The 24,513-nt window shown below is 55.9% G+C and carries 20 protein-coding genes and 2 tRNA genes; 11 read left to right on the forward strand and 11 right to left on the reverse strand.

The features are described from left to right. Window positions 1-45: 45 nt before the first annotated feature. From tsaE to trxA (AC5Q5A_RS01825), 6 genes are all read left to right on the forward strand, one after another. A complete protein-coding gene (gene tsaE / locus AC5Q5A_RS01800; protein ID WP_493894130.1) occupies window positions 46-522 on the forward strand; it encodes a tRNA (adenosine(37)-N6)-threonylcarbamoyltransferase complex ATPase subunit type 1 TsaE in 477 nt (158 codons plus the stop codon). Next, entirely contained in the window at window positions 519-1,643 is a 1,125-nt protein-coding gene (locus AC5Q5A_RS01805; protein WP_493894131.1) for an aminoglycoside phosphotransferase family protein, read from the forward strand. Before tsaE ends, AC5Q5A_RS01805 begins: the two co-directional genes overlap by 4 nt. Next, window positions 1,640-2,401 carry a nucleotidyltransferase family protein gene (locus AC5Q5A_RS01810; RefSeq protein ID WP_493894132.1) on the forward strand — a complete coding sequence of 254 codons (762 nt, stop codon included), beginning with the start codon at window positions 1,640-1,642 and terminating at the stop codon, window positions 2,399-2,401. The genes AC5Q5A_RS01805 and AC5Q5A_RS01810 overlap by 4 nt, the downstream gene beginning before the upstream one ends. Next, entirely contained in the window at window positions 2,401-5,553 is a 3,153-nt protein-coding gene (gene addB / locus AC5Q5A_RS01815; protein WP_493894133.1) for a double-strand break repair protein AddB, read from the forward strand. The genes AC5Q5A_RS01810 and addB overlap by 1 nt, the downstream gene beginning before the upstream one ends. Next, a complete protein-coding gene (gene addA / locus AC5Q5A_RS01820; RefSeq protein ID WP_493894134.1) occupies window positions 5,550-9,014 on the forward strand; it encodes a double-strand break repair helicase AddA in 3,465 nt (1,154 codons plus the stop codon). The genes addB and addA overlap by 4 nt, the downstream gene beginning before the upstream one ends. Window positions 9,015-9,176: 162 nt before the next feature. After that, entirely contained in the window at window positions 9,177-9,497 is a 321-nt protein-coding gene (gene trxA / locus AC5Q5A_RS01825) for a thioredoxin TrxA (protein WP_008888557.1), read from the forward strand. An 80-nt stretch (window positions 9,498-9,577) separates the two neighbouring features. Here trxA (AC5Q5A_RS01825) and AC5Q5A_RS01830 read toward each other — a convergent pair whose 3' ends face one another. From AC5Q5A_RS01830 to glnK, 5 genes are all read right to left on the reverse strand, one after another. Then, entirely contained in the window at window positions 9,578-12,022 is a 2,445-nt protein-coding gene (locus AC5Q5A_RS01830; RefSeq protein WP_493894135.1) for a DNA translocase FtsK, read from the reverse strand. 53 nt (window positions 12,023-12,075) lie between these two features. Beyond that, the gene (locus AC5Q5A_RS01835) at window positions 12,076-13,266 is read right to left on the reverse strand and encodes an aminotransferase class I/II-fold pyridoxal phosphate-dependent enzyme (protein WP_493894136.1); all 1,191 of its coding nucleotides are present in this window, start codon (window positions 13,264-13,266) and stop codon (window positions 12,076-12,078) included. Window positions 13,267-13,467: 201 nt separating this feature from the next. After that, entirely contained in the window at window positions 13,468-14,706 is a 1,239-nt protein-coding gene (locus tag AC5Q5A_RS01840; RefSeq protein WP_493894419.1) for an ammonium transporter, read from the reverse strand. Between the two features lie 330 nt (window positions 14,707-15,036). Further along, entirely contained in the window at window positions 15,037-16,365 is a 1,329-nt protein-coding gene (gene amt / locus AC5Q5A_RS01845) for an ammonium transporter (RefSeq protein ID WP_008888553.1), read from the reverse strand. A 23-nt stretch (window positions 16,366-16,388) separates the two neighbouring features. Further along, on the reverse strand, window positions 16,389-16,727 hold the full coding sequence (glnK, locus tag AC5Q5A_RS01850; RefSeq protein ID WP_008888552.1) for a P-II family nitrogen regulator: 339 nt from the start codon (window positions 16,725-16,727) through the stop codon (window positions 16,389-16,391). 575 nt (window positions 16,728-17,302) lie between these two features. Here glnK and ubiH point away from each other — a divergent pair. After that, window positions 17,303-18,526: a 2-octaprenyl-6-methoxyphenyl hydroxylase gene (gene ubiH / locus AC5Q5A_RS01855; protein ID WP_493894137.1), complete on the forward strand. Its 1,224-nt coding sequence runs from the start codon at window positions 17,303-17,305 to the stop codon at window positions 18,524-18,526. 198 nt (window positions 18,527-18,724) lie between these two features. Further along, window positions 18,725-19,390: an OmpW/AlkL family protein gene (locus AC5Q5A_RS01860; RefSeq protein ID WP_493894138.1), complete on the forward strand. Its 666-nt coding sequence runs from the start codon at window positions 18,725-18,727 to the stop codon at window positions 19,388-19,390. Between the two features lie 107 nt (window positions 19,391-19,497). Here the strand turns inward: AC5Q5A_RS01860 and AC5Q5A_RS01865 are convergent, their stop codons facing one another. From AC5Q5A_RS01865 to AC5Q5A_RS01885, 5 genes are all read right to left on the reverse strand, one after another. Continuing rightward, window positions 19,498-19,884: a gamma-butyrobetaine hydroxylase family protein gene (locus tag AC5Q5A_RS01865; RefSeq protein WP_493894139.1), complete on the reverse strand. Its 387-nt coding sequence runs from the start codon at window positions 19,882-19,884 to the stop codon at window positions 19,498-19,500. A gap of 20 nt (window positions 19,885-19,904) precedes the next feature. Next, the gene (locus AC5Q5A_RS01870; RefSeq protein ID WP_008888548.1) at window positions 19,905-20,093 is read right to left on the reverse strand and encodes a Trm112 family protein; all 189 of its coding nucleotides are present in this window, start codon (window positions 20,091-20,093) and stop codon (window positions 19,905-19,907) included. A gap of 47 nt (window positions 20,094-20,140) precedes the next feature. Then, on the reverse strand, window positions 20,141-20,833 hold the full coding sequence (locus AC5Q5A_RS01875; protein ID WP_493894140.1) for an LON peptidase substrate-binding domain-containing protein: 693 nt from the start codon (window positions 20,831-20,833) through the stop codon (window positions 20,141-20,143). After that, on the reverse strand, window positions 20,830-21,756 hold the full coding sequence (gene trxA / locus AC5Q5A_RS01880) for a thioredoxin (RefSeq protein ID WP_493894141.1): 927 nt from the start codon (window positions 21,754-21,756) through the stop codon (window positions 20,830-20,832). The genes AC5Q5A_RS01875 and trxA (AC5Q5A_RS01880) overlap by 4 nt, the downstream gene beginning before the upstream one ends. Before the next feature lie 134 nt (window positions 21,757-21,890). Next, window positions 21,891-22,409, reverse strand: a complete 519-nt coding sequence (locus AC5Q5A_RS01885) for a prolyl-tRNA synthetase associated domain-containing protein (protein ID WP_493894142.1) — start codon at window positions 22,407-22,409, stop codon at window positions 21,891-21,893. A gap of 218 nt (window positions 22,410-22,627) precedes the next feature. On the opposite strand from AC5Q5A_RS01885, the gene AC5Q5A_RS01890 reads away from it, so the two are divergent. The 3 genes from AC5Q5A_RS01890 to AC5Q5A_RS01900 all read left to right on the forward strand — a co-directional run bounded on the left by AC5Q5A_RS01890 (window position 22,628) and on the right by AC5Q5A_RS01900 (window position 23,566). Beyond that, window positions 22,628-22,702, forward strand: a tRNA-Gly gene (locus AC5Q5A_RS01890). A 37-nt stretch (window positions 22,703-22,739) separates the two neighbouring features. Further along, a tRNA-Gly gene (locus tag AC5Q5A_RS01895) sits at window positions 22,740-22,814 on the forward strand. Between the two features lie 110 nt (window positions 22,815-22,924). Further along, window positions 22,925-23,566, forward strand: a complete 642-nt coding sequence (locus AC5Q5A_RS01900) for a DUF488 domain-containing protein (RefSeq protein WP_493894143.1) — start codon at window positions 22,925-22,927, stop codon at window positions 23,564-23,566. Window positions 23,567-23,587: 21 nt separating this feature from the next. On the opposite strand, the gene fabI is transcribed toward AC5Q5A_RS01900, so the two are convergent. Then, window positions 23,588-24,346, reverse strand: coding sequence for an enoyl-ACP reductase FabI (gene fabI / locus AC5Q5A_RS01905; RefSeq protein ID WP_493894144.1), 759 nt, complete (start codon window positions 24,344-24,346; stop codon window positions 23,588-23,590). Between the last annotated feature and the right edge of the window lie 167 nt (window positions 24,347-24,513).

Consider the following 24,513-nt stretch of genomic DNA (forward strand, 5'->3'; position numbering starts at 1 on the left):
AACCCCCTAAAACAGAAGGCAAGAGCCATTCAAAAGACGGACATTATGAGCAAGACAGTCACTGTCAGCGATCAAAACGGGACCGAAGCCCTTGCCGCCAAACTTGCCGCTGTTGCCAGGGCAGGGGACGTGATCTTGATGCATGGGACACTCGGCATGGGTAAAAGTGCCTTTTGCCGCGCCTTCATACGCGCGGTTGCCGATAACCCGAACGAAGAAGTCCCCAGTCCGACCTTCACGCTGGTTCAGATCTATGAGCTTGATCGCGTGCCGGTCTGGCATTTTGACCTGTATCGCTTGTCTGATCCCGAAGAAGTCCACGAGCTTGATATCGAGGATGCCTTTTCCGATGCCATCAGCCTGATCGAATGGCCAGATCGGTTGGAATATCTGACCCCGGAAAACCGTCTTGATATTCATATCGATCCCGGATCGACCCCGGATGGCCGTGTGTTCAAGCTTGAGCCGCATGGCGAAGACTGGGATGCACGGATCAATGATCTGGTGGTAAGCCCGTCATGAACCGCGCAAGCCCCGATCAGGAACGCCGTAACGCCGAACGCCAGGATTTTCTCGTCACCTGTGGCTGGCAGACCGCGCAGGTCATGCCGCTTGTCGATGATGCCTCGGCGCGGAAATATTTCCGTCTTGAACGGCGCCACGACACCTCCCTTCTGATGGATTTTCCGCCGACGGCAATTCATGTCGATCCGCACGGCATTCATGACAATCCCGAACGCCCGGCCTCTGTTTCGCCGGTATTGCAAACCACAAACCTGTTCAAACAGGCCGGTTGGCGGGTACCGGAAATCTATCAGGCGGATGAAAAGCGCGGCTTGGTCCTGATCGAGGATTTTGGTGACATCACCTTTACCGAGGCGCTCACGGGCAGTGCGATGCTTGATGGCACATCGCAGGATGCGCTTTACCTGCGTGCCGTCGAACAGCTGATTACCTTGCATCGCTTCTGCGACGGGGGCGGGATGAATGAGTGCGGGTTGGTGCGATATGGCCCGGAAAACCTGCGCCGAATGCTTGCCAGCTTCAAGGCTGATTATCTGCCACTCATCATCCCGGATGTTGCCAAGCGTGATGCGGCAAGCACCGCCTTCGATCAGCTTCTTGAAACCGTACTGCCACTGTGTTGGCAGGTCGGTGAGGTGATCATTCACCGTGACTATCACGTTGATAACCTGATGCTGGTTGAAAATGGTGATGGCGGTGATGATTGCGGCATCATAGATTTTCAGGACGCGGCCATTGCACCAAGGCCCTATGATCTGGCGTCGCTTCTGCGCGATGTGCGCCATGATATCGGACCGGACCTTGAAGCGCGGATGAAGGAATTCTATCTCGCCGCGTTCCCTGATATTGATCGTTCTGATTTCGAAACGGCCTATATCGCAACCTCGATGGTGCGCAATTTCCGCATCCTTGGCCGGTTTGGCTGGCTTGCGATCAAGGCCGGAAAGACGCGCTATTTCGACTACATCCCGCGTTGTTGGGAGATGATCCTGCGCGGGGCGGCTGACAACCTGCCTGCCCTTCAGGACTGGGTGGATGCCCATATCCCGGCTGATGCCCGCACCGCCCCGGCAATTTCCAAAACCCAGAACCTGTCAGGCAAAGAGGCACAATCATGAGCGCACCGGAAACAAAGGCACAGGCCATGGTTCTGGCCGCTGGCCTTGGCAAACGCATGCGCCCGATCACCGATACCATGCCAAAGCCGCTGATATCGGTCGCGGGCAAGCCAATGCTTGATCATGTGCTTGATAAACTTGGGCAGGCCGGTGTCACGCAGGCGGTGGTCAATTCGCATTATCTTGGTCAGCAGATCATTGATCATGTCGCCACCAGAACTGCTCCCACCATCATCACCTCGCCCGAGGAAGACCTGCTTGAAACCGGCGGCGGGGTGAAGAATGCGCTTTCGAAACTCAACGAAGACGCAATCCTGATTGCCAATGCCGATGTCTTCTGGACCGAGGGGGCGGAGCCGCTATTTGATCGTCTGATCAATGCTTTTGACCCGGACCATATGGACGCGCTTCTGGCTCTTTATCCAGTCTCAAACGGCTATGGTTATGACGGGGCAGGGGATTTCTTCTGGCAAGTGGATGGGCGGCTAAAACGGCGGGTTGATGCGCCGTCAGCCCCTTATTTCTTTACCGGGGTACAGGTGCTGGCACCGCATCTGTTTGGAGGCACGCCCGATGGCGCCTGGTCACTGAATGTCGTTTATGACAAGGCGCTTGCGGCTGGACGGTGTTATGGTCTGGTACATGATGGCGGATATTTCCATATCGGCACGCCAGAGGCGCTCAAGGAGTCCGAACCAGTCATCGCCAAGGCGCTTGAGGTTGAGCACGCCAAGAAAGCCGCATCCGGGGGAGTTTGATGGCCGACCTGTTTGATTACATGGACGCGCCCGACTATGACGAAGCTTCCTTCGCGGGGGAGGCAACGCCGTCCTCAAACCTGTTTTTCATTCCGCCCGGTGTTGCCTTTGCCGATCTGATCGCCAAACAACTGATGGCGGAAACCGCCGATCAGCCAGATACCTTGCCCGACTATGTTCTGATGGTGCCCAACCGGCGTTCGGCCAAGGTGATGCGCGATGCCTTTTTGCGGCAGTCCCAAGGCGCGGTTACGCTGCTTCCCACCATTCGTCCGCTGGGCGAGGCGGATGAGGATGAATTGGCGATCTACGGTGCAGGTGGTGAACAGGCTGCCCTTGATCTGCCGCCCGCCATCCCCGATCTCCAACGTAAATTGCTGCTCACCCAGCTGATTATGGGCCGCCCCGATCATCGCGGTGAAAAACCAACTGCCGATCAGGCCGCCCGCCTTGCAGGCGAACTGGCACGCTTTCTGGATCAGGTGCAAACTGAAAACTGCGCTTTTGACGATCTTAAGGGGCTGGTACCCGAAGAATTTGCCGAACACTGGCAGCTCACCCTTGAATTCCTGCAAATCCTGACCGTTCACTGGCCGGGTATTCTCGCATCTCAGGATGTCAGTGACCGGGCCATGCGGCGCAATGCCCTGATTGCGGCACAGATTGATCTCTGGGAAGAAAACCCGCCCGAAACGCCGGTGCTGATTGTTGGCTCAACCGGCCCGTTCCCCGCCTTGCGGGATTTGATGGCGGCGGTGCTTAGAATGCCGCAGGGCCGGGTGGTTTTGCCCGGCCTTATGACAGGACTTGGTCACGATGACTGGGCGGCGATTGCCGATGATGCCGCCCATCCGCAACATCTTCTGGGCAAGACTCTTGGCCATATTGGCCGTCATGCTGACAGTGTCCTGCCTTGGCCTGCCCTTGATTCCGAAAGCGATGCCACGATTGAGCGCCGCCGTCTGGCCCGCGAAGCGTTGCGACCCGCCAAGACCACCCATCACTGGCGTCACATCGCTGGATTTAGCCCGGATGTGATGGACGGCGTCCTGCGTGTTGATTGCTCCGGTGCGCGTGAAGAGGCAACCACGATTGCGCTTATGATGCGCGAGGCTCTGGAGCATCCCGAAAAGACCTGCGCGCTGGTCACCCCGGACCGCGGCCTTGCCCGGCGTGTCGCCACCGAACTGCGCCGGTGGGAGGTCGAAATTGATGACTCGGCCGGTATCCCGTTGCATGACACCGCACCGGCAATCTATTTGCGCCTTGTGGTCCGTGCCGTGCAGGAGGAATTTGCGCCTGTTCCGTTGCTGGAACTTCTGAAACATCCGCTGTCGGCGGCGGGTCTGTCGCCGGAGAATTTCCGCGTCCTGACCCGTCTTCTGGAGAAGGAAGTCCTGCGTGGTGCCCGACCGGGTCCGGGGCTGGATGGTTTGCAAACGGCACTTGATGGATGGTGCGAGGATACGGTTGCCCGCCTCAGCGCGTCCGGATCAGATAGCGTGACCGGCCGGATTGAACGTATCCGCGATGATCATGCGCGCCTTAGTGATCTGGTCGCCCGCATCAAAACCTGCCTTGATCCGATCGATGATCTGACAGGCGATAAAATGCATGCGCCGGTGCACCTTCTGCGCAGTCATGTTACGGCGGCTGAGGCACTGGCGGCCAGTGATACCCAAACCGGCGCTGATCGCCTGTGGCGCGGCGAAGCGGGCGAGGCATTGGCGGATTTCGTCCATGAATTGCTGAATGCGCTGACGGATTTTGCGCCGATGCCGGGCAATCGGTATAGCGCGTTTCTTGATGCCCTTATGGCGGATCGCGCGGTGCGTCCGCGCTACGGCAAACATCCGCGCCTGTTTATCTGGGGCACGGTCGAAGCCCAGATGCAGCAGGCCGACCTGACCATTCTGGGCGGGCTCAACGAAGGCGTCTGGCCGCCCGAGGCCGGGGCCGATCCATGGATGAGCCGCCCGATGCGAAGCAAGTTTGGCTTGCCTGCCCCCGAACACCGGGTCGGTCAATCGGCGCATGATTTCCAGCAACTGTTTTGTTCGCCCAATGTAGTGATGACCCGTGCGCTGCGTATCGAAGGCACGCCAACCGTGCCGTCACGCTGGCTGTTACGGATTGAAAACATTCTGCGCAAATCCCGCGTTTCGATGGAAAAGCCCGATGCGGCCGAGTGGCGTGCACTGGCTGATCTTATTGATGAACCGGCCTCGAGCATGCGGATCAAGATCGGACGACCTGCCCCCAAACCGCCTGCATCGGCGAGGCCGGATCGACTTTCGGTGACCCAGATCGAAACATGGATGCGTGATCCTTACGCTATCTATGCCCGTCATATCCTTGGCCTGCGCAAGCTTGATGGTATCGACGAAGATCCCGGTGCAGCCGATTACGGCAACCTGATCCACGACGCCCTTGATCAGTTCATCGCTCGTTATCCCGAACATTTGCCACCGGATGGCGAACATGAATTGCTGATCATTGGTCGCGAAGTGTTCAAGCCGCTTGCGGCACGCCCCGGTCTTTGGGCCTTCTGGTGGCCACGGTTCGAGCGCATCGCAAAATGGTTCATCCAGACCGAAGCCGCCCGGCGCGATGCCGTGCGTAAATCCTATACCGAGCAGGCCGGAACCCTTGATACCAGAAGCGGTTTTCAGGTCTATGCCCGTGCTGACCGCATTGATCATCTGCGCGATGGCGGGATTGCGATCATTGATTATAAAACCGGTGCACCACCCAGTCAGGGCGATGTTGCCAACGGGTTTGCGCCGCAATTGCCGCTTGAAGCCGCCATTGCCGAAAAGGGTGGCTTTGGCGATGTGCCCGCCGGTCCCCCGGCCAGCATGGCGTTCTGGAAACTCTCGGGCGGCGATCCGGCAGGGGAGATCGTTGAAATCAACACAGACCGGATGAAAACCACGCCAGCAGAGCTTGCGCATGCGGCGGTGGATGGTGTGAATGGGTTGGCGGCGGCCTTTGCCGATCCCGACACGCCCTATCTCAGTGTTCCGCATCCCGATCACGCGCCGAAATATTCCGATTATGTCCATCTCGCACGTCTGCGCGAATGGATGGGCAGCGAAGATATCGAAGTGCTTGATGATGTTGATAATGGTGGGGAGGGTGATGCGTCATGACCGAAATGCGCGGAACTGATCCCAACGTCCTGCAACGCAATGCGTCTGATCCGACGGCATCCGTCTGGGTGTCGGCCTCAGCCGGGGCGGGCAAGACCAAGGTGCTGTCTGATCGCGTCTTGCGTCTGATGCTTTCGGGCACTGAGCCACATCGTATTCTGTGTCTGACCTTCACCAAGGCCGCGGCGGCCGAAATGGCCAACCGTGTGAATGAACGGCTGGGTCTGTGGGCCACGATGGAGGATCGCGACCTTCAGGCCGATCTTGCAAATCTTGCCGGTGCAGCACCCAGTGCCGATGAAACCATCCGCGCGCGTCAGCTTTTTGCCCGTGTGCTGGATGCGCCGGGCGGAATGAAAATCCAGACCATCCATGCGTTCTGTCAGTCGCTTTTGAGACGGTTTCCACTGGAAGCCGGTCTGGCGCCGCATTTTGAAATCATGGATGATCGCACGTCCGCCGAAACCATGGCCGATGTGCAGGAAGAGGTTCTGGCATTCGCCCGCACTGGCCGCGATGATGACCTGGCCCATGCCCTTTCGGTCGTCACCGGACAGGTCCGCGAAGGTGCCTTTGGCGAGGTCATGAGCGAGCTTGCCCGCGAACGTGGTCGGCTGAAACGCATGCTGGCCAATCTGGGCGGGGCCAATCGCATGCGTGATGCGGTCTATAAGGCGCTTGGTGTTCCGGTCGGACTTGATGATGAAACCATCCTGACCAAGGCGCTTTCCGATGATGCCTTTGACCGGGATGGCTTGCTGCGCGGGCTGGCAGCGCTTGAGGCCGGAACCAAAACCGACATCGCCCGCGTGCCGGCATTGGCGCAATTCCTTGAAAAGACGACTGTTGAAGACCGTCTGGCGGTATTTAACGAATATCGCAGCGTCTTCTTCACTACGGCGGGTGAACCGCGCGCCAAACTGATTACCAAGGGGGCGGCTGAAAATCACCCGATGGGGGCCGATGCGCTTGAACAGGAATGTGCGCGTCTGGTCGAGATTGATCGCCAACGCAAGGCCGCCGCCATGGCCGGTGCGACATCAGCGCTAATCACCATCGGCAATGCGATGCTTGATCGCTATGCCACCAAAAAGGCCCTGCATGCCCGCCTTGATTACGATGACCTGATCTTGACCAGCTTGCAGCTTTTGCAACGTCAGGCCGGAATTGCCGGCTGGGTGTTGTTCAAACTGGACGAAGGCCTTGATCACGTCCTGATTGACGAGGCGCAGGATACCAACCCCGAACAGTGGGAAGTGGTGCGTATTCTGGCCGAGGAATTCTTTATCGATGCCGGGCGCCATGCGGATAAGCCCCGCACCATCTTTGCTGTCGGTGATGCCAAACAATCGATCTATAGCTTCCAGCGCGCCGATCCCGAAAAATTCGCCGAAATGCGCCGTTACTTCCGCGAACGGGCGCGTGAAATTGCTGCCGACTGGCGCGAAGTACCGATGAACATCTCGTTCCGGTCTACCGATGCGGTGCTGGGCACGGTGGATCGTGTCTTTGCCGGTCCGGTGGCACGGCAGGGCGTCGGTGATGACGGTGCAGACGTGCAGCACAGTCCATTCCGTGTCGGACAGGCCGGGCGGATTGAGCTGTGGCCAGCGGTTGAGCCCGAAGAACGGGCGCCTGAAGACGCTTGGACACCGCCGACCCGTATTGTTCGCCTTGAAGATCCGGAAATCCGTCTTGCCCGCGTCATTGCCGGGCGCATCCGCCATGCGATTGATGAAAAGGAAATCCTGACATCGCGTGGCCGTCCGGTGCGGGCAGGTGACTTCATGATCCTTGTGCGCCGTCGTACCGCGTTCGTTGACGAGGTCGTCAAGGCGCTTAAGGAACGTAACGTGCCCGTCGCCGGGGTCGACCGAATGCAGATCACTGATCAGCTTGTGGTGATGGATCTGGTGGCGTTCGGCCGGTTCCTGTTGATGCCCGAAGATGACCTGACACTGGCCGAGGTGCTTAAAAGCCCGTTGATCGGGCTTGATGACGATCAGCTGTTTGAAATTGCCCATAACCGCACCAGAACCCTGTGGCATGCGTTGCGTGAAAAGGCGGCTTTGGTCGAAGACGGATCGCCGTTTGCACGCGCCTATGCCTTCCTGTTCAAGTGGCTAGGCCGGGTTGATTACGAACGCCCGTTTGAACTTTATGCCGAATTACTTGGCGGGCGGGGTGAAGAAGCACGCGGTGTGCGTGCCCGTCTGGTTGGTCGTCTGGGGATTGAGGCGAACGACCCGATTGACGAATTCCTGAACCTCGCCATGGGCTATGAGGCTGATCATGCACCGACGCTTCAGGGCTTCCTGCACTGGCTGATGGCGGGCGATGCCGAGATCAAGCGTGACCTTGAACAAAGCGGGCGTGATGAAGTCCGCATCATGACCGTGCATGGTGCCAAGGGGCTTCAAGCCCCCATTGTGTTCCTGCCCGATACCATGCAGGTGCCGACACAGGCCCCGAACCTGTTCTGGCAGGAAGACCGCAACCTGATGTTCTGGCTGCCGCGGGTGGCGCTTGAAACCGATCTTGTTGCGCGCCTGCGCGATGACATCGCGCTCAAACGCGATCAGGAATATAATCGCCTGCTGTATGTCGCCCTGACACGCGCTGAAGACCGTCTTTACATCTGTGGCTGGCAGGGGCGACGCAAGGCCCCCGAACATTGCTGGTACAATCTGTGTCGCCAAGCGATGGAAGGTTACGCCAAACCGGCCCAGATTGATCTTTCGATCTATTCCGGTTCGGGTTGGGAAGGGGAAGGCTGGGTCTGGGAAACCGATCAAAGTCAGGCGCCCAAACCAGACCGTTCTGATGATATTTCGGATTCAAAACAATCTGTAAAACGCCAGTTAATTCGGGCAGTTGCGCCAGAAGAATCCTTCCCGCCCAAGCCACTGGCTCCCAGTCGACCGCTTGAAGATGAACCGGCTGTTCAATCACCGCTGGGTGGCGATCAGGGGCAAAGCTTCAAACGTGGTCTTCTGATCCACAAGTTGCTGGAACTATTGCCAGACCTGCCCGAGCAGGCTCGCCAGAAGGCTGCGGAACGTTTCCTCGCCCAGCCAGTCCATGCGCTTGATGCCGATCTGCAGGCCGAAATCGCCAATGAAACGCTGGGTATTTTCGATAATCCGGCCTTTGCCCCGGTCTTTGCGCCGGGATCACGCGCCGAGGTGCCGTTGGTTGGTATCGTTGGCGGGGATGTGGTTTCCGCCCAGATTGACCGGCTTGTCGTGCGCGATGATGAAGTGATGATTGTCGATTACAAAACAAATCGTCCGCCGCCCCGCGATGTCGAAGACACGCCGCGTGCCTATCGTCGCCAGATGTCGATCTATCGCGCGGCCTTGGCGCAAATGTATCCGGGCAAAAAGGTCAGGTGTTTCATTCTCTGGACCAATGGGCCCTGGATGGTAGAGTTGCCCGATCACATTCTGACTTTTGGTTAGGGAACCGACTCTGCAGAACGCCTGCTTTGACGAAGATCGCTTTCGCGCGGATCGCCCAATGCGCTTGACGTTTGCGTCAGTGCTGCCTACCTTGGCCTCATAAAGCGGATCGAGGTTTGCGGGTTCGCCCGCCTTGCCTCGTAACAACTAGGATCTGAAAGTATGACCACGATTAAAGTTTCCGACGGTTCGTTCGATACCGACGTTCTGGGTTCCAACGACCCGGTTTTGGTCGATTTCTGGGCTGAGTGGTGCGGTCCGTGCAAACAGATTGCCCCATATCTCGATGAAATCGCTGGTGAACTGGGCGGCAAGCTCAAGATCGCCAAGGTGAATATCGATGAAAACCCGAACACCCCGGCGAAATACGGTGTTCGTGGCATCCCGACCCTGATGATCTTCAAGGGTGGTGAAGTCGCTGCGATGAAAGTCGGCGCACTTCCGAAAAGCGCTCTTGTCGACTGGATCAACCAGTCGATCTGATCTTCATCGGATCATTGAATTAAAAAGGCGGGCTGAATTTCAGCCCGCCTTTTTCTTTGCCCGGTTTAAAGCGCACTGCCCTAGTACTCGTAAGGCGTGCCGTCCATATTTTCCATCAGCACTTCACGCTTGCCAACATGGTTGGCGGCGGAAACGACGCCGTTCTCTTCCATCTGCTCAATGATGCGGGCAGCGCGGTTGTAGCCGATTGAAAGCTTGCGCTGGATGAAGCTGGTCGATGCCTTCTTCTCGCGAAGCACAATGCCAACCGCCTGATTATAAAGATCATCATCCGATCCGCCGCCACCAGCCCCGGCATTGCCACCGGCCATATAGGCCGCAACCGGGTCTTCTTCGGGTTCTTCGGTAACGGTTTCAAGATAGGCCGGGTCGCCCTGATCGCGCAGATGCTTGACGATGCTTTCGACTTCCTCATCTGAAACAAACGGGCCATGGACACGCTGCAAACGGCCGCCCTGACCCATATAAAGCATATCCCCCTGACCCAGAAGCTGCTCGGCGCCCATTTCACCCAGAATGGTGCGCGAGTCGATTTTCGAGGTCACGGAATAGGAAATTCGCGTCGGGAAGTTGGCCTTGATCGTACCCGTGATCACGTCCACCGACGGACGCTGGGTCGCCATGATCAGGTGCAGACCAGCCGCACGGGCCATCTGTGCCAGTCGCTGGATCGAGGCCTCAACATCCTTGCCGGCAACCAGCATCAGGTCGGCCATTTCATCCACGATGATGACGATAAATGGCAGCGGCTCCATCGGCAGTTCCTGATCTTCAAAGATCGGTTTGCCGGTTTCCGGATCAAAGCCTGTCTGAACACGTCGGGTAAGCTGTTCGCCCTTGGCGGCGGCTTCCTTGATGCGTTTGTTGTAGCCCGCAATGTTACGCACACCGACCTGGCTCATGGCGCGATAACGGTCTTCCATTTCGCGCACGGCCCATTTAAGGGCAACAACCGCCTTGTGCGGGTCTGTCACGACCGGGGTCAGAAGATGCGGAATGCCGTCATATATCGACAGTTCCAGCATCTTGGGGTCGATCATGATGAAGCGGCATTCTTCGGGCTTCAGGCGATAGAGCAATGACAGGATCATTGCGTTCACACCAACCGATTTACCCGAACCGGTGGTACCGGCAATCAGCAAGTGCGGCATTTTCGACAGATCGGCAATAACCGGCGTGCCGCCGATATCCTTGCCAAGGCTCATATTGAGCTTGCCGGTGTTCTTTTCAAAATCACTCGATGCCAGAATTTCATGCAGATGCACGGTTTCGCGGCGCGAGTTTGGCAGTTCGATCCCGATAACGTTGCGTCCCGGTACCACAGCAACGCGGGCGGCAATCGCACTCATGGAACGCGCGATATCATCGGCCAGACCGATCACGCGCGATGATTTCACGCCAGCTGCGGGCTCGAGCTCATAAAGGGTGACAACCGGGCCCGGGCGGACCTGTACGATCTCGCCCTTAACGCCAAAGTCCTGAAGCACGGTTTCAAGCAAACGGGCATTCTGTGCCAAGGCTTCCTGATCGATCTGGTTGGCATCGGCCGGATCAGGTTCACCAAGCAGATCAAGCGGCGGGAAACGATACTCATCCGAGCCCAGATCAAACGATGCCTGACGCTGCGCTGCGGCCTTCTGGCTTGGTTGCAGCTTGGCCGCCGGGGCCGCGACAATATGAACCGGCGGTTCGTGATCGTCATCGTCGTCAAACCCGTCATAATCGTCCGGGTCGACATCCGGTTCAGACTTACGGGTTGAAATGGCCGTGCCAAGCTTGGACTTGCCTTTGTCCATCGACGGTTCCTGACGCGAACCCGGGGCACGCTTGGCAAGCGGCTCATCGTTGCTGCCGGTCGGGATAATGGCACGAATGCCCGCAATCACCTTGCCACCGGCAAAGGACAGGGCCGTCCCCAACCGTCCCCATTCAGACAGCGAATAGGCCATGCAAAAGATCGTCAGTGCCAGACCCAGCATCATGGATGCCAATGCGATGAGGGCCCGTGCACCGGGCACCCCAATCATCGCAAAACCGGCCTGAAGCTTGCCCAGAAGCAAGTCACCGGCAAAGCCACCCAGACCAACCGTCAGCGGCCAATGCATACCCGGCTGAATGGCTGCTGCCGAAACAGCGACAAGAAGCAGTGCCAGCGGTAAAACAAGGAAACGTGCCCACATCCAACGGAACGGTTTGACTGCAATCAGGCGCAGGCCCCAGGCGACAAGCAAAACGGTAATCAGTGCGGATGCCAGACCAAGGGTACGCAGCATCAAATCCGCGCCATAAGCCCCGACGATCCCCAACGGATTAAAAACCGTCGTGCGGTCCGTGGCATGGTTAAACGATGGGTCACCCGGATGAAAACCGATCAGCATGATGAACAGGGCCATGGCCAGCAATACCAGCCCAAGGCCGCAAAACCGCAAGCCACTGCGCTTGAGCAGTGTCACGAGACTGCCGGGCATGAAAGCGGTTCCAAGAGTGTTTGACTGGCTGCTCATCTGGGTATCCGTTCTGGTTAAGTCCTGCTGTTCTGGTCGGGCGAAGTATCGGTTTAGCTTTCCAATGCCTTCGCGATGCGGGTCAGTCCTTCCCGCGTGGTTTCAAGATCATGGACAAGGGCAATGCGGATGAACCGTTTGCCCGGATTGTTGCCGTTGGCATCGGTCAATGAAAGGTAACTGCCCGGAATGACCTTAACCCCGGATTCTTTCCAGATTTTCCGCGTGGCGGCCTCGTCATCGCCGACATCAAGCCACAGGAAAAATCCGCCGGGCGGGCGATAGAAGCCAAACCGGTTGCCAAAGACTTCCTCGGCGATGTCGATTTTGGCGCGATAGATATCCCGGTTGGCCTCCGCATGGGCATCATCGTTCCAAAGAGCGGTGGATGCGGCCATGACTGGCATCGGAATGGTGGCCGAGCAATAGCTGCGCAGTGCAGTAAAGCGTTTGACGATTTTTGCATCACCGGCAACGAAGCCTGAACGCAGGCCCGGCGCACTGGATCGTTTCGAAAGACTGTGGAAGACAAGGATATTTTCCATGTTTCCACCCTGTGCGGCACAGATTTCAAGCGCGCCGGTCGGTGCGGTGCTGTCATAGATATCGGCATAGCATTCATCCATCGCCAGCACGAAGTCATGCTTGCGCGCCAGTGAAATGATCTGTTCGAGGTACGCACGCGATGCAATCGCCCCTTGCGGATTGGCCGGCGAGCAAAGGAAGAACAGCGCGCAGGCATCAAGATCCTTGGCATCAATCTGATCAAGGTCGGGCAGGAACCCGTTTTCCGGCCCCGCTGCCAGCGGAACCATTTCGGCATCATTCAGCACCGCCGCCCCGCAATAGACCTGATAGAACGGGTTGGGCAGCAAGACCTTTGGTTTGGGGCCGGGTTGATCCTGTGGAATGACGGTGGTGGCAATCAGATAAAGTGCCTCGCGCGTGCCTGCGACCGGCAGGACGTGATCATCACGGTCGATCATGTCTTTGGGCAGGTTATAGCGCCGATCAAGCCAGTTTTTGATGGCATCGCGCAATTCCGGCGTACCCGCACCGGGCGGGTATTTGTGCCAAAGACTGGCATGTTTGACCATTGCCTCGGTGATCATGGCGGGCGGTTCATGCTGTGGCTCGCCGATCGACATAACAAGCGGCGGTTGACCGGGTTCGGTCCCGTCAAGCAGGGTTGCCAATCGCGGAAACGGATAGGCAGGCAATTGATCCAGGCGCGCGTTAAACATGGTCGTCGTCAATCCAGCATGATCTGTGGTCCGCCGTTCGCGGCCCCGTTATTCGGAAGATGGGTAAAATCCCCTGACTTTACCCCTATGCCAAAAGTGCAAAGAAACATTTAAGAGCACGGGTAAGCCAACGCAAAAAAGCCCGGAAAGATGCGCTTTCCGGGCTTGAACGAGTATTAACTCTGTGGCTGGCCGCGCAGCCTAGCTCGCGCGGAGATCATCCTCGGGATATGCGCCGATGTTGTGGATTGAGATATCCGCGCCATCAAACTCGGCTTCTTCGGACAGACGGATCCCAATCGTGATCTTGAGGGCACCATAGACAACAAAGCCGACGAGGGTCGCAAAAACGACACCAATCAGCGATCCTGTCAGCTGTGCGCTGAACGAAACGCCGCCCATGCCGCCAAGGGTCTCAAGGCCAAAGATGCCACAGGCAATTCCGCCCAGAAGGCCGCACATCCCGTGCAGCGGCCAAACCCCAAGAACATCGTCAATCTTCCATTTTGCCTGACACTGATTAAAGCCCCAGACAAACAGGGCACCGGCAAGACCGCCGGTCACAAGTGCACCCAACGGATGCATGACATCCGACCCGGCGCAAACGGCAACAAGTCCGGCAAGTGCGCCGTTATGGACAAACCCGGGATCGTTTCGACCAGCAATCAATGCCGTCAGAATCCCGCCGACCATCGCCATCAGCGAGTTAACCGCAACCAGTCCGGTAATACCGCTTATTGATTGTGCCGACATGACGTTAAAGCCAAACCAGCCAACACAAAGGACCCACGACCCCAAAGCCAGGAAGGGAATGTTTGACGGCGGAATACCCACGAGGCCACCAGTTTTGGTGTATCGCCCGCGACGAACGCCGAGATTGATCACAGCACCAAGTGCGATCCAGCCGCCAACAGCATGAACGACGATGGAACCGGCAAAATCATGGAACGGTGCGCCAAAAGTGGCTTCGATCATGTCTTGGAAACCGAAATTGTTATTCCAGACCATGCCTTCAAACAGGGGATAGCAAACACCCACCAAAATGGCGGTGGCAAACAGCTGCGGATAGAAACGTGCGCGTTCTGCAATACCGCCAGAAATAATGGCCGGGATCGCTGCTGCAAACGTCAAAAGGAAGAAGAATTTGACCAGATCATAGCCGCTATCAGCAAAGGCCGGGCTGTTTTCGGGGGTGATCTGACCGCTCAGAACGCCAGCATTGGCAAAGAAATCAACGCCATATGCAATGCTGTAGCCGACAAAGAAATAGGCAATGGTCGAAACAGCGAAATCAACAATGATCTTAACCAGTGCGTTAACCTGGTTCTTTTTGCGAACCGTGCCGACTTCAAGAAAGGCAAAACCGGCATGCATTGCGAGCACCATAATAGCGCCCATCAGGACGAAAAATACGTCCGAGGCAGTCTGGAAGGCCCCCATAAGGCGTCCCCTTTTCAAATAGCGTTTCCTCTCGGTCCGGTCTTGTCGGGGCAGCCGGACTCTGGTTCGGGGCAGCCAAGATCAATTTTCGTGCCAATGCCCCGAAATCGGGCAGCAAAGCGTAAAATGCCAAGGCTGTTGCTTGGTATTTTAGTGCCGTGGAGTGTCGTCCGCTTATGGCGGTGAAAAACGTCTTTGCCTTCCAAGTGATCAAAACGCTGCCCAAAAAGGCAGCATGGAACAAAAAAGCCCGTCCGGGTTTCCCCGGACGGGCTTTTGATCTGATCGATCAGGTGCCGTGCGAACACGGCACCTGTCAGAAAGTTTTGCTTAGAAGCGCTGGGAACCCTTACCGAATTCCGGATAGGCTTCCAGACCAAGCTCGGTCGCATCCGAACCGTTGGCTTCTTCTTCCTCGGAGAGGCGGATACCAACAGTGAACTTCAGAGCCAGCCATACGATCGAAGAAGCAACGATGGTGAAGGCACCCATTGCAACGATACCGGTGATCTGCGTACCGAAGGAAGCACCGTCATTGGTGAACGGAACAGCAAGCGTGCCCCAGATACCAGCAACAAGGTGAACCGAAACAGCACCGACAACGTCGTCGATTTTCAGTTTGTCGAGCAGCGGAACTGCAACAACAACCAGGATACCACCGATTGCACCGATGATGATCGCCGAGCCAATAGTCGGGGTGTCCGGAGCAGCCGTGATCGAGACCAGACCAGCCAGTGCACCGTTAAGTGCCATGGTGAGGTCGACCTTTTTGTAAAGGATCTGGGTCAGGATGATTGCTGCAACTACACCGCCGGCAGCAGCCATGGTGGTGTTGCCATAGATGTTGGCAATGGCGATGACGTCAGCGCCGGTACCCATAGCAAGCTGGGAACCACCGTTGAAGCCGAACCAGCCGAGCCACAGGACGAAGGTACCAAGCGTTGCAAGCGGAAGGTTCGAACCCGGCATCGGGTGAACGGAACCGTCTTCGCCGTACTTGCCTTTACGTGCACCAAGGATGATCGCACCGGTCAGAGCAGCCCAGCCGCCGACCGAGTGAACAATGGTGGAACCGGCAAAGTCAGAGAAGCCCATTTCCGACAGCCAGCCGCCGCCCCAGGTCCATGCACCGGTGATCGGATACAGAACGCCAGTCAGAACAACGACGAAGATCAGGAACGGCCACAGTTTGATACGCTCGGCAACAGTACCCGATACGATCGAAGCTGCGGTTGCAACGAAGACCATCTGGAAGAACCAGTCGGACGTTGCGGAATAACCGCCAGAGAAGTCGCCGCCAAGGGCAGCGGAGTCATCTGCGCTCCACAGGCTCAGCGAGCCGATCCAGCCAGATACATCCATGTACATCAGGTTGTAACCGATGAGGTAGTACATGATGCCTGCGATTGCGAAGAGCGAAATGTTCTTAAGCAGGATGGTGGTAACGTTTTTGGTACGAACCAGGCCGCTCTCAAGCATAGCAAAGCCGGCTGCCATGAACATGACGATTGCGCCACTGAACAGGAAGCTAAAGCTGTTGAGAATGAACTGGGTTTCAGCCGGAACGCCTGCGTCCTGAGCAAAAGCCGGAGAAGCGATTGCCAGAAGGGCGGTAGCTGCAGCCGCAGCAAGGCCGGTTTTCTTCATGGAAATAGTCATAATGTCTCCCCTTGTCTCTGGACTTACAGGGCGTCGTCGCCGGTTTCACCAGTACGGATACGAACCGCCTGATTCACATCAAGAACGAAAATCTTACCGTCCCCGATTTTCCCGGTTTGAGCAGTTTTGGTGATGGCTTCGACAACCTGATCAACCAGATTATCCGTGATGGCGACTTCCAGCTTCACCTTCGGCAGGAAGCTGACCATGTATTCAGCACCACGATAAATTTCGGTCTGACCTTTTTGGCGACCAAAACCTTTAACTTCGGTGACCGTCAAACCCTGGACGCCCAGTGCGCTAAGCGCTTCACGGACTTCGTCCAGTTTGAACGGCTTAATGACAGCAGTAACAAGTTTCATAATAATGCGACCTCCCGGCATATCCGTTGAGTACCAACGTGGTAATCACGATTTCGCAGTCGCAGTCTCCAAACCAAGAATCGTGCCAGACTCAGAATAAAAATCGTAAATTACTGTTTTTGCTGCATAAAATGATGAATCGATCTGACGGAATTATGACTTCGTTCTGTCTTGACCGGATTAAAATCTGCACAAAATCTGTGGCTGTTCAAAAAATATGCATATTTTTTAATCAACCTGTCGCGTAATTGAAAAGCGCTTACAGCTCAAGGCTCTGTGGCAATTCGAATTCTGGTTCCGCGGACCTTGTCGCAACCAAGGGGTGATATGACTTGGCAGGTGGCGATGGCGCATTCACGGCTGTCAAAGATGGTTTTGCCCCGATGTTGTGCCGGCAAAGGTCGTGATAACTGCGCGTCGATGATCGGTGCGGGTTGTGGCTGCGTATCTGGCAGGGTAAAGATGTGCAAACAACGCTTTCACGACGCCCTATTGCGTCAGGTCAACGCAGGATGCCGAGCTGCACTGTAAACCGGCATCACTGGCAAAGGCCAAACGACACAGGAAATTGCGATATGCATGATCAGCAGCCACTTCAAACCGATGTCATTATTCTTGGGGGCGGCTTGAACGGTGCCTCTATGGCCTTGGCGCTGGCCCATGGCGGCATCAAGTCGGTGGTGATTGATTATGCAGACCCCAAAACCATCCTGACGGCCAATTACGATGGCCGTACGTGCGCGATTGCCGCAGCCTCCAAATCGGTTTTGGAAGTGATCGGTGCCTGGGAAAACATGGCCGATGGCGCGGAGCCGATCCTTGATATCCGCATTGCCGATGGTCAAAGCCCGCTTTTCCTGCATTACGACCATCATGATGTCGGTAACGAGCCGCTTGGCTATATCGTCGAAAACCTTGTCACGCGCAGTGCGCTTTATCGTGCGATTGAAAAAAACGATCTGGTCAAAATGATTGCACCGGCCAAGGTCGAAACGATTGCACGTGATCAGGGTGTCATGACCATTACGCTGGCCAGCGGGCAAGTCGTGCGTGCGCCACTTGCCATCGGGGCCGAAGGGCGCAAATCCATGTTGCGCGAATGGGCAGGCATCAAGACCTATAACTGGAGCTATAAGCAAAGTGCGGTGGTTTGCACCGTCAAGCACCAGCAGCCCCACAATGGGCTGGCGGTCGAGCATTTCCTGCCGGCAGGCCCGTTTGCAATCCTGCCGATGACCGATAACCGTTGCTCGATTGTCTGGACCGAGGGCACGGATCAGGCCAATTATCTGGTCAATCTTGATGATCAGACCTTCCTTGATGAATTGCATCGCAGGTTTGATGGCTATCTTGGTGATCTTGAAGTTATCGGGCCACGCTTCTGCTATCCGCTTGGGCTGCAGCACGCCTATCACTACACCCAGGATCGCTTGGCGTTGATTGGTGATGCGGCGCACGGCATGCATCCGATTGCCGGTCAGGGGCTGAATATGGGGATCCGCGATGTTGCGGTTCTGGCAGAAATTCTGGTCAATGCCCGCCGTCTCGGTCGTGATATCGGCAGTGCGGATGTGCTGGCAGAATATGAACAATGGCGCCGTTTCGACAACACGGTGATGTTGGCGGTAACCGATATCACCACGCGCCTGTTCTCGAACGATATTGCACCCATTCGCTGGGCGCGTGATATCGGATTGGCGATTGTCGAAAAGATCCCGCCCCTTAAAAAGACCTTCATGTCGCATGCGATGGGCTATGCCGGTACCTTGCCAAAACTGATGCAGGGCAAGCCGCTGTAACCGGATCGCCTTTTGCCGCAACCGGGAACTGTTGCCAGGGATTCCGGTCGAAAAATGGCGATAGGTGATCAAAGGTCATTTAAAACCATTCAAAAACATGTCGTTTTTTGTGAGTGATTGTTGATTTGTGTCAACAAGTCAGCAAACAGAAAAGCGCAATGTCCCCGTCGAGTTGATCAAACTAACAGGGGACAGATAATGTCATTCAAATCCAAACTCCTTGGTGCCGCATTGTTGGGTGGCATGATGGCCGCTTCGTTTGTTGCTGCCAATCCGGCTTCCGCACAGACCGCCGAATTCAAAACCAAACAGGCTGGCGACATCGTCATTCGTGCACGTGTTCTTGGCGTGGTTCCTGACGAAGATGTCAGGAGTAATACGCTGTCTGGTAGTGGTAGTGTTGATGACGATGTTATTCCTGAGCTCGATTTCTCCTACTTCATTACTGATAACATCGCACTTGAATTGATTGCAGGCACATCGAAGCATGATGTCAGCTGGAACACCGGTTCTGCGGATGTTAACTTGGGCAGTGTCCGTCTGCTCCCACCGACTCTGACGGCGCAGTATCACTTTATGCCCGATAGCCGTTGGAGTCCTTACGTCGGTGCTGGCATAAACTACACCTTCTTCTACGACGAAAAACGAGGCGATGCGCAGTCGATCAGCTATGATGATGGCTTTGGCTATGCGTTCCAAGCTGGCTTCGACTATGCGATTTCGGGTCCTTGGTCGTTGAACGTCGACGTCAAGAAAATCTTCCTGAATACCGATATCACAACGAATGTAGGCGGCAACACTCACAAAGCTGATGCAGACCTTGATCCGTGGTTATTCGGTGTCGGTATTGGTTATCGCTTCTAATAAGGCGTGCGTTCGAGGATAACCTCCCTGGACAGCAAAATACTAAAAACGGTCCTGTCTTTGGCAGGGCCGTTTTTGTTTTGGGACTTTTAGGAAGAAGGGGGGCGTTAGCGCTTGGCGGGATCGCGTGACAGGCCACGTGCTTTGAGGGCGGCGAGATAGTCGTTCCAGAGTTTGTCCTGATTGTCGTGCAATTCACGCAAATATTGCCAGCTAAACAGGCCGCTATCATGCAAGTCGTCGAAGGTAATACGCACGGCATAGTTCCCGACCGGCACAATATCGATGATGCCGACATGCCGGCGGCCGGCGATGATCTTCTTTTCTGACGGATGATGGCCTTGAACTTCGGCGGACGGGCTTTCCACCCGAAGCAACTCGGCGCCAAGACGCGTTTGAACACCGTCATCCCAGATGATTTCCAGAATGCGTTCATCACGCAGATAGTTGATTTCAACCGGGGTGAAAGCAGGCGTAAAACCGTCGCTGGGCATGGTGGAAGGCAACCTTTGCCTTAGTCTTCGATGGCACGAGCTTCGTCGGGCAGCATGATCGGAATGCCGTCGCGGATCGGATAGGCAAGACCGGCCTTCGGACTGATCAGCTCGTTATTTTCACGATCATATTCCAACGCCTGTTTGGTCACCGGACAGACAAGGATTTCAAGAAGTTTCGGGTCTACCGGGCTATGGGTCGCGGTCATCAATTCAGCCTTCGGGTTGGATTTGCCGTGTGCGGCGGCAAGTACGTTCAGTTGGCATTGCTGTGTGCGTGCTTGGGATCGGCATGGACCGCCATTTCAAGCAACGAGGTAAGCATATCGCCGCGATCATACAGCGTTGTGCATTCGAGCAAAGCCTGTTTTTCAAGCGGACTGAGGCGACAGCCCATGGAAATGGTGGTGATCAGCATTTCATCATCGCTGTCAGCCAGTGTGTCCCAGCATGATTGCAGCGAATGTTGCGCGAAATAGGCGTCAAGCGCCATACGCAGGCGATCACGATTGATCGGCGTATCGTCTTCCTTGGGTGTGGTCAGATCCTTCTTCCACGGCGCGAAATCGCCGCGTACCCGGCGATATCCACCGGAATTTTCGGGCAATTCCTCGATCACGGTAAATCTGCATACGCCCGTCAGGGTGATTAGAAAACGTCCATCGTCGGTTTCGCTAAAGGCGGTAATGCGGCCCGCACATCCTGTCGAAAAGATCTCCGGGCGATCCGGGTCCATGAAATAGGCGTTACGCTGATCCGGTCGGGGTTGAATCATCCCGATCATCCGGTCCTGTCCAAGCGCATCCGTGATCATATTCATGTAGCGCGGCTCAAAGATATTGAGCGGCAAATGCCCGCGCGGCAACAAAAGTGCACCGCTTAGCGGGAACACCGGCATGGTTTCCGGAAGGTCCGAAAGTTCAGGATCAAAGGGGCCGTATATGCTCATGAGAACAATACCGTCGATAATGCACGGCGTCCGGCGACGCTGGCAGGGTCCATCGGACCCCAGGCTTCAAAAAACTTCAGGAGCTGGGTGCGTCCCGCGTCCTCGTTCCATTCGCGGTTGGTGCGAATGATGGTGATCATGGCATTGACCGCTTCTTCACGCTTGTTCTTGGCAAAACAGGCCATGCCGTAATCATACAGCGCCTGCGGGTCGTTCGGGTTGGCTTCTGCCTTGGCGCGTGCGGCTTCAAGGTCTTCACCCGAAACCCCGGTCTCGGCCAGTTCAAGCGCGCTGATCGCAGCTGCAATCGGTGCCTTCAGGCGATCAACATCAGACATGTTCTCAACGAAGTGGCGGGCTTCTTCAACTTCATCCATGCCCACCATACAACGGATCATGCCGCCAATTGCGGTTTCGTTGTCTTGTTCGCGTTCAAGCACGCTGACATAAAGACCATGGGCTGCTTCAAAGTTTTCCTCGGCAAGTGCGGCACTCGCCTGTTCAAGCAGTCCCTCGATCGGGCTTTCAATCGGACCACCGGCGAGTTTTTCATAGAACGCGCGCACTTCGCTTTCGGGCTGCGCACCCTGAAAACCATCGACCGGGCGGCCGCCCTTGAAGGCATACACCGTCGGTACCGACTGAATGCGAAGCTGCATCGCCAGTTCCTGGTTCTCGTCGATATTGACCTTGACCAGTTTCACGCGCCCGCCAGCCTCACGGGTGACTTTTTCGATCACCGGCGTCAGGCTTTTGCACGGTCCGCACCATGGCGCCCAGAAGTCGACAACCACCGGCACTTCCATCGACGGTTCGATAACGTCCTGGACGAAGGTTTCGACACTGCTGTCCTTGATCAGGTCAGAATCCTGATTATGGGTGGTGGCGCCATCCGGCGCATTCGCATCAAGAATGATCGACATTATTGTTCACTCGCTAATTCTGAATTCTAGATGATACCGCCATGCCCGGACGACAAGAGGCAGCTATGTGATATTGCGTGTCACTTATACTTGAATATAAGAAGATTTAAGGGCTTACCTCAGATGTCCGTGGTTCATTTATCATCAGCCGCGGCGGGTTCGGCATCAAAATCAATGATCATCGCCTCATAACCAAGTGAGCCGATGAAGGTTAACAGGTCTGCCGAGGAAATTGTCGTGGTGCGGTCATTTCGCAAGGGGTGAAAGTTCAACAGATCCCCGTTGGCAAGCTTGGCATCAAGGGCCAAGTTGACCTTGCGGTCCCGATCATTGAGCAATGCAAAGGGGGTGACGGACCCCGGCTTTATGCCAAGTGTTTCGATCAGAAGCTCCGGCTTGCCAAACGACAGGCGCGCGCATCCCAGCCGCTTGTGCAGGTGGTTCATGCGGATTTCGGTCTCTTCCTCGGCAACCACCAGCCACAATGCGCCCTTCTTGTCTTTGACAAACAGGTTCTTGGAATGAAGCCCCGCCAGGTCCCCACGCAGTGCCTGCGAATCCTCAACCGTAAACAACGGTTCGTGTTCATGTGTTTTCGTTTCGATACCCAATTTGGCCAGATGATCGAAAAGCGGGGTTGATGGATCACTCATGCTCTTTCCCTTGTGGCTGTGCGCCAAAAGATAACCAAGTTCAAAACCGGACGCAAATTTGCATAAATCGGGTCGGATTTCGACAATTGGGACGCTTAAAGTCAAGGAAAACCGCCAAAATTCCTGATGTCGCGATTTCAAAGAAAAAAGGGTTGCAATCGCTCTTTGTTGGGCTATTATCCGCGCCGCTCCACAGGGGCAGAAACAATCTGATGAACGCGGGCGTAGCTCAGGGGTAGAGCATAACCTTGCCAAGGTTAGGGTCGAGAGTTCGAATCTCTTCGCCCGCTCCATCAGACCGGTTTCACATAGCATCGCTTTCATGATGATGCGGGCGTAGCTCAGGGGTAGAGCATAACCTTGCCAAGGTTAGGGTCGAGAGTTCGAATCTCTTCGCCCGCTCCATGATGAAAGTTTTCAAAGGCCGTCCTTCGGGGCGGTCTTTTTGCGTTTGAGCCGATGCATTTGGCCGTTTCGCGCTTGCAAGCAAATGCGAATTGTCGTGTGATTCTGTGATGTCTGATCCGAAGAATGCAAAATCCACGTCATCAGGGCGCATGATCTACACAGTCGGCTATGCGGGCCATGACCGTGAAAGCCTGCTTGCGCTTTTCAAGGCCCACGGCATCACGGCGGTCGCCGATATTCGGACCTTCAAACGATCAAGTTATTGGACAGCATTCGACTCTGACAGCTTCGGGCCGTTCCTTCGCGAAAACGGTATTGCCTATGTGTTCATGGGCGATGTGATGGGCGGAAAACCGCAAGTTCCGGAACTTTACCCTGATGGCCAGCTTGATTATGGCCTGATGGCAGATCGGCCTGATTTCAAATCGGGGATCGAACGGCTGGTTTCTGGGGCGGAAAAATATCGCATCTGTCTGATGTGTGCCGAAAAGGACCCGCTGGACTGTCATCGCACGCTTCTGATTGCGCCTGCCCTGAAGCAAGCCAGGTTTGATCTTTGCCATCTGGTCGATGGCCGGGTCGAAAGTCAGGCGGAAACCGATGCCCGCATGATCGCAATCAATGGTGGGGATGTCCCCGATTTGTTTGCCGCTGTCGCACCCGACCCGGATGCAGAAGCCAAACTTGCATTGGCGCGCCAGATCAAGCGCGTCGCCCCCAAGGCCGAGGACGCGATCAAGCGACGCTAACCGACGACGCTAGCTGGCGGCTCAGCCCATGATGTTATAGCCACCATCAATATGCACCACATCACCGGTCAGCGATTTTGCCCGGTCACTGGCCAGAAACGCCGCCAATTCTCCGATTTCATCAATTGTCACCAGGCGACGGGACGGCGCGCGGTCTGTAGCCTGGTCCATCAGGTGTTGAAATTCGGCAATCCCGGAAGCCGCGCGGGTTAAAAGCGGCCCGGGTGAAATTGCATGGCAGCGAATGCCTTTCGGGCCCAGTTCGGCCGCCATATAGCGAGTCGTGCTTTCAAGGGCTGCCTTGACCGGCCCCATGACCCCGTAATGATCAATCACGCGCTCCGATCCCATATAGGTCACGGTCAAAAGCGCGCCGCCATCGCTCATCAATGGCTCTGCCCGTTTGGCGAGCCTCGCAAACGAATGGCACGATATATCCATCGCCGCCAGAAAACCGTCGCGAGAACAATCGGTTACCCGACCGTGCAGGTCATCTGCCGGGGCAAAGGCGATTGAATGCAGCACGAAATCAAGTTTTCCCCACTTCTGTTCGATTTCGGCGAACAGCGCGTCTGCCTGTGCCTCATTGCGGACATCAAGTGGTACGAAGATCGGGGCATTGATTTGGTTGGCCAATGGTTCGACAAAGCGTTTGGCCTTGTCGTTCAAATAGGTCACCGCGATGTCGGCACCTTCGCGCTTGAAAACGCGCGCACAGCCCCAGGCGATGGACATTTCATTGGCAATTCCGACGATTAGCCCTTTTTTGCCTTCAAGCATGCCGTGGTTCCTTTCGGATCATGTGCGAGTGCGAAGAAATTCTCAAATCGGGGCGCATTTCAAAGTGTAGCGGGTTTTGCGTCGCAAAAAAGTGCAAAATTCTGTGACAGTTCATGTCTACCGACGATCCGGCAACCAAAGGCTAGCTTATTGGTTAAATGAATTTT

This window comes from Thalassospira sp. CA1, from assembly GCF_059052855.1.

Excerpts from the sequence above, each read along its gene's own strand:
- AC5Q5A_RS01900 (WP_493894143.1), top strand. The coding sequence starts at position 22,925 with ATGTCTGATCCGAAGAATGCAAAATCCACGTCATCAGGGCGCATGATC.
- tsaE (WP_493894130.1), top strand. The coding sequence starts at position 46 with ATGAGCAAGACAGTCACTGTCAGCGATCAAAACGGGACCGAAGCCCTT.
- addB (WP_493894133.1), top strand. The coding sequence starts at position 2,401 with ATGGCCGACCTGTTTGATTACATGGACGCGCCCGACTATGACGAAGCT.
- AC5Q5A_RS01810 (WP_493894132.1), top strand. The coding sequence starts at position 1,640 with ATGAGCGCACCGGAAACAAAGGCACAGGCCATGGTTCTGGCCGCTGGC.
- AC5Q5A_RS01860 (WP_493894138.1), top strand. The coding sequence starts at position 18,725 with ATGTCATTCAAATCCAAACTCCTTGGTGCCGCATTGTTGGGTGGCATG.
- AC5Q5A_RS01885 (WP_493894142.1), bottom strand. The coding sequence starts at position 22,409 with ATGAGTGATCCATCAACCCCGCTTTTCGATCATCTGGCCAAATTGGGT.
- AC5Q5A_RS01830 (WP_493894135.1), bottom strand. The coding sequence starts at position 12,022 with ATGAGCAGCCAGTCAAACACTCTTGGAACCGCTTTCATGCCCGGCAGT.
- ubiH (WP_493894137.1), top strand. The coding sequence starts at position 17,303 with ATGCATGATCAGCAGCCACTTCAAACCGATGTCATTATTCTTGGGGGC.
- trxA (WP_493894141.1), bottom strand. The coding sequence starts at position 21,756 with ATGTCGATCATTCTTGATGCGAATGCGCCGGATGGCGCCACCACCCAT.
- AC5Q5A_RS01865 (WP_493894139.1), bottom strand. The coding sequence starts at position 19,884 with ATGCCCAGCGACGGTTTTACGCCTGCTTTCACCCCGGTTGAAATCAAC.
- amt (WP_008888553.1), bottom strand. The coding sequence starts at position 16,365 with ATGACTATTTCCATGAAGAAAACCGGCCTTGCTGCGGCTGCAGCTACC.
- AC5Q5A_RS01805 (WP_493894131.1), top strand. The coding sequence starts at position 519 with ATGAACCGCGCAAGCCCCGATCAGGAACGCCGTAACGCCGAACGCCAG.
- addA (WP_493894134.1), top strand. The coding sequence starts at position 5,550 with ATGACCGAAATGCGCGGAACTGATCCCAACGTCCTGCAACGCAATGCG.
- AC5Q5A_RS01875 (WP_493894140.1), bottom strand. The coding sequence starts at position 20,833 with ATGAGCATATACGGCCCCTTTGATCCTGAACTTTCGGACCTTCCGGAA.
- fabI (WP_493894144.1), bottom strand. The coding sequence starts at position 24,346 with ATGCTTGAAGGCAAAAAAGGGCTAATCGTCGGAATTGCCAATGAAATG.
- trxA (WP_008888557.1), top strand. The coding sequence starts at position 9,177 with ATGACCACGATTAAAGTTTCCGACGGTTCGTTCGATACCGACGTTCTG.
- AC5Q5A_RS01835 (WP_493894136.1), bottom strand. The coding sequence starts at position 13,266 with ATGTTTAACGCGCGCCTGGATCAATTGCCTGCCTATCCGTTTCCGCGA.
- glnK (WP_008888552.1), bottom strand. The coding sequence starts at position 16,727 with ATGAAACTTGTTACTGCTGTCATTAAGCCGTTCAAACTGGACGAAGTC.
- AC5Q5A_RS01870 (WP_008888548.1), bottom strand. The coding sequence starts at position 20,093 with ATGACCGCGACCCATAGCCCGGTAGACCCGAAACTTCTTGAAATCCTT.
- AC5Q5A_RS01840 (WP_493894419.1), bottom strand. The coding sequence starts at position 14,706 with ATGGGGGCCTTCCAGACTGCCTCGGACGTATTTTTCGTCCTGATGGGC.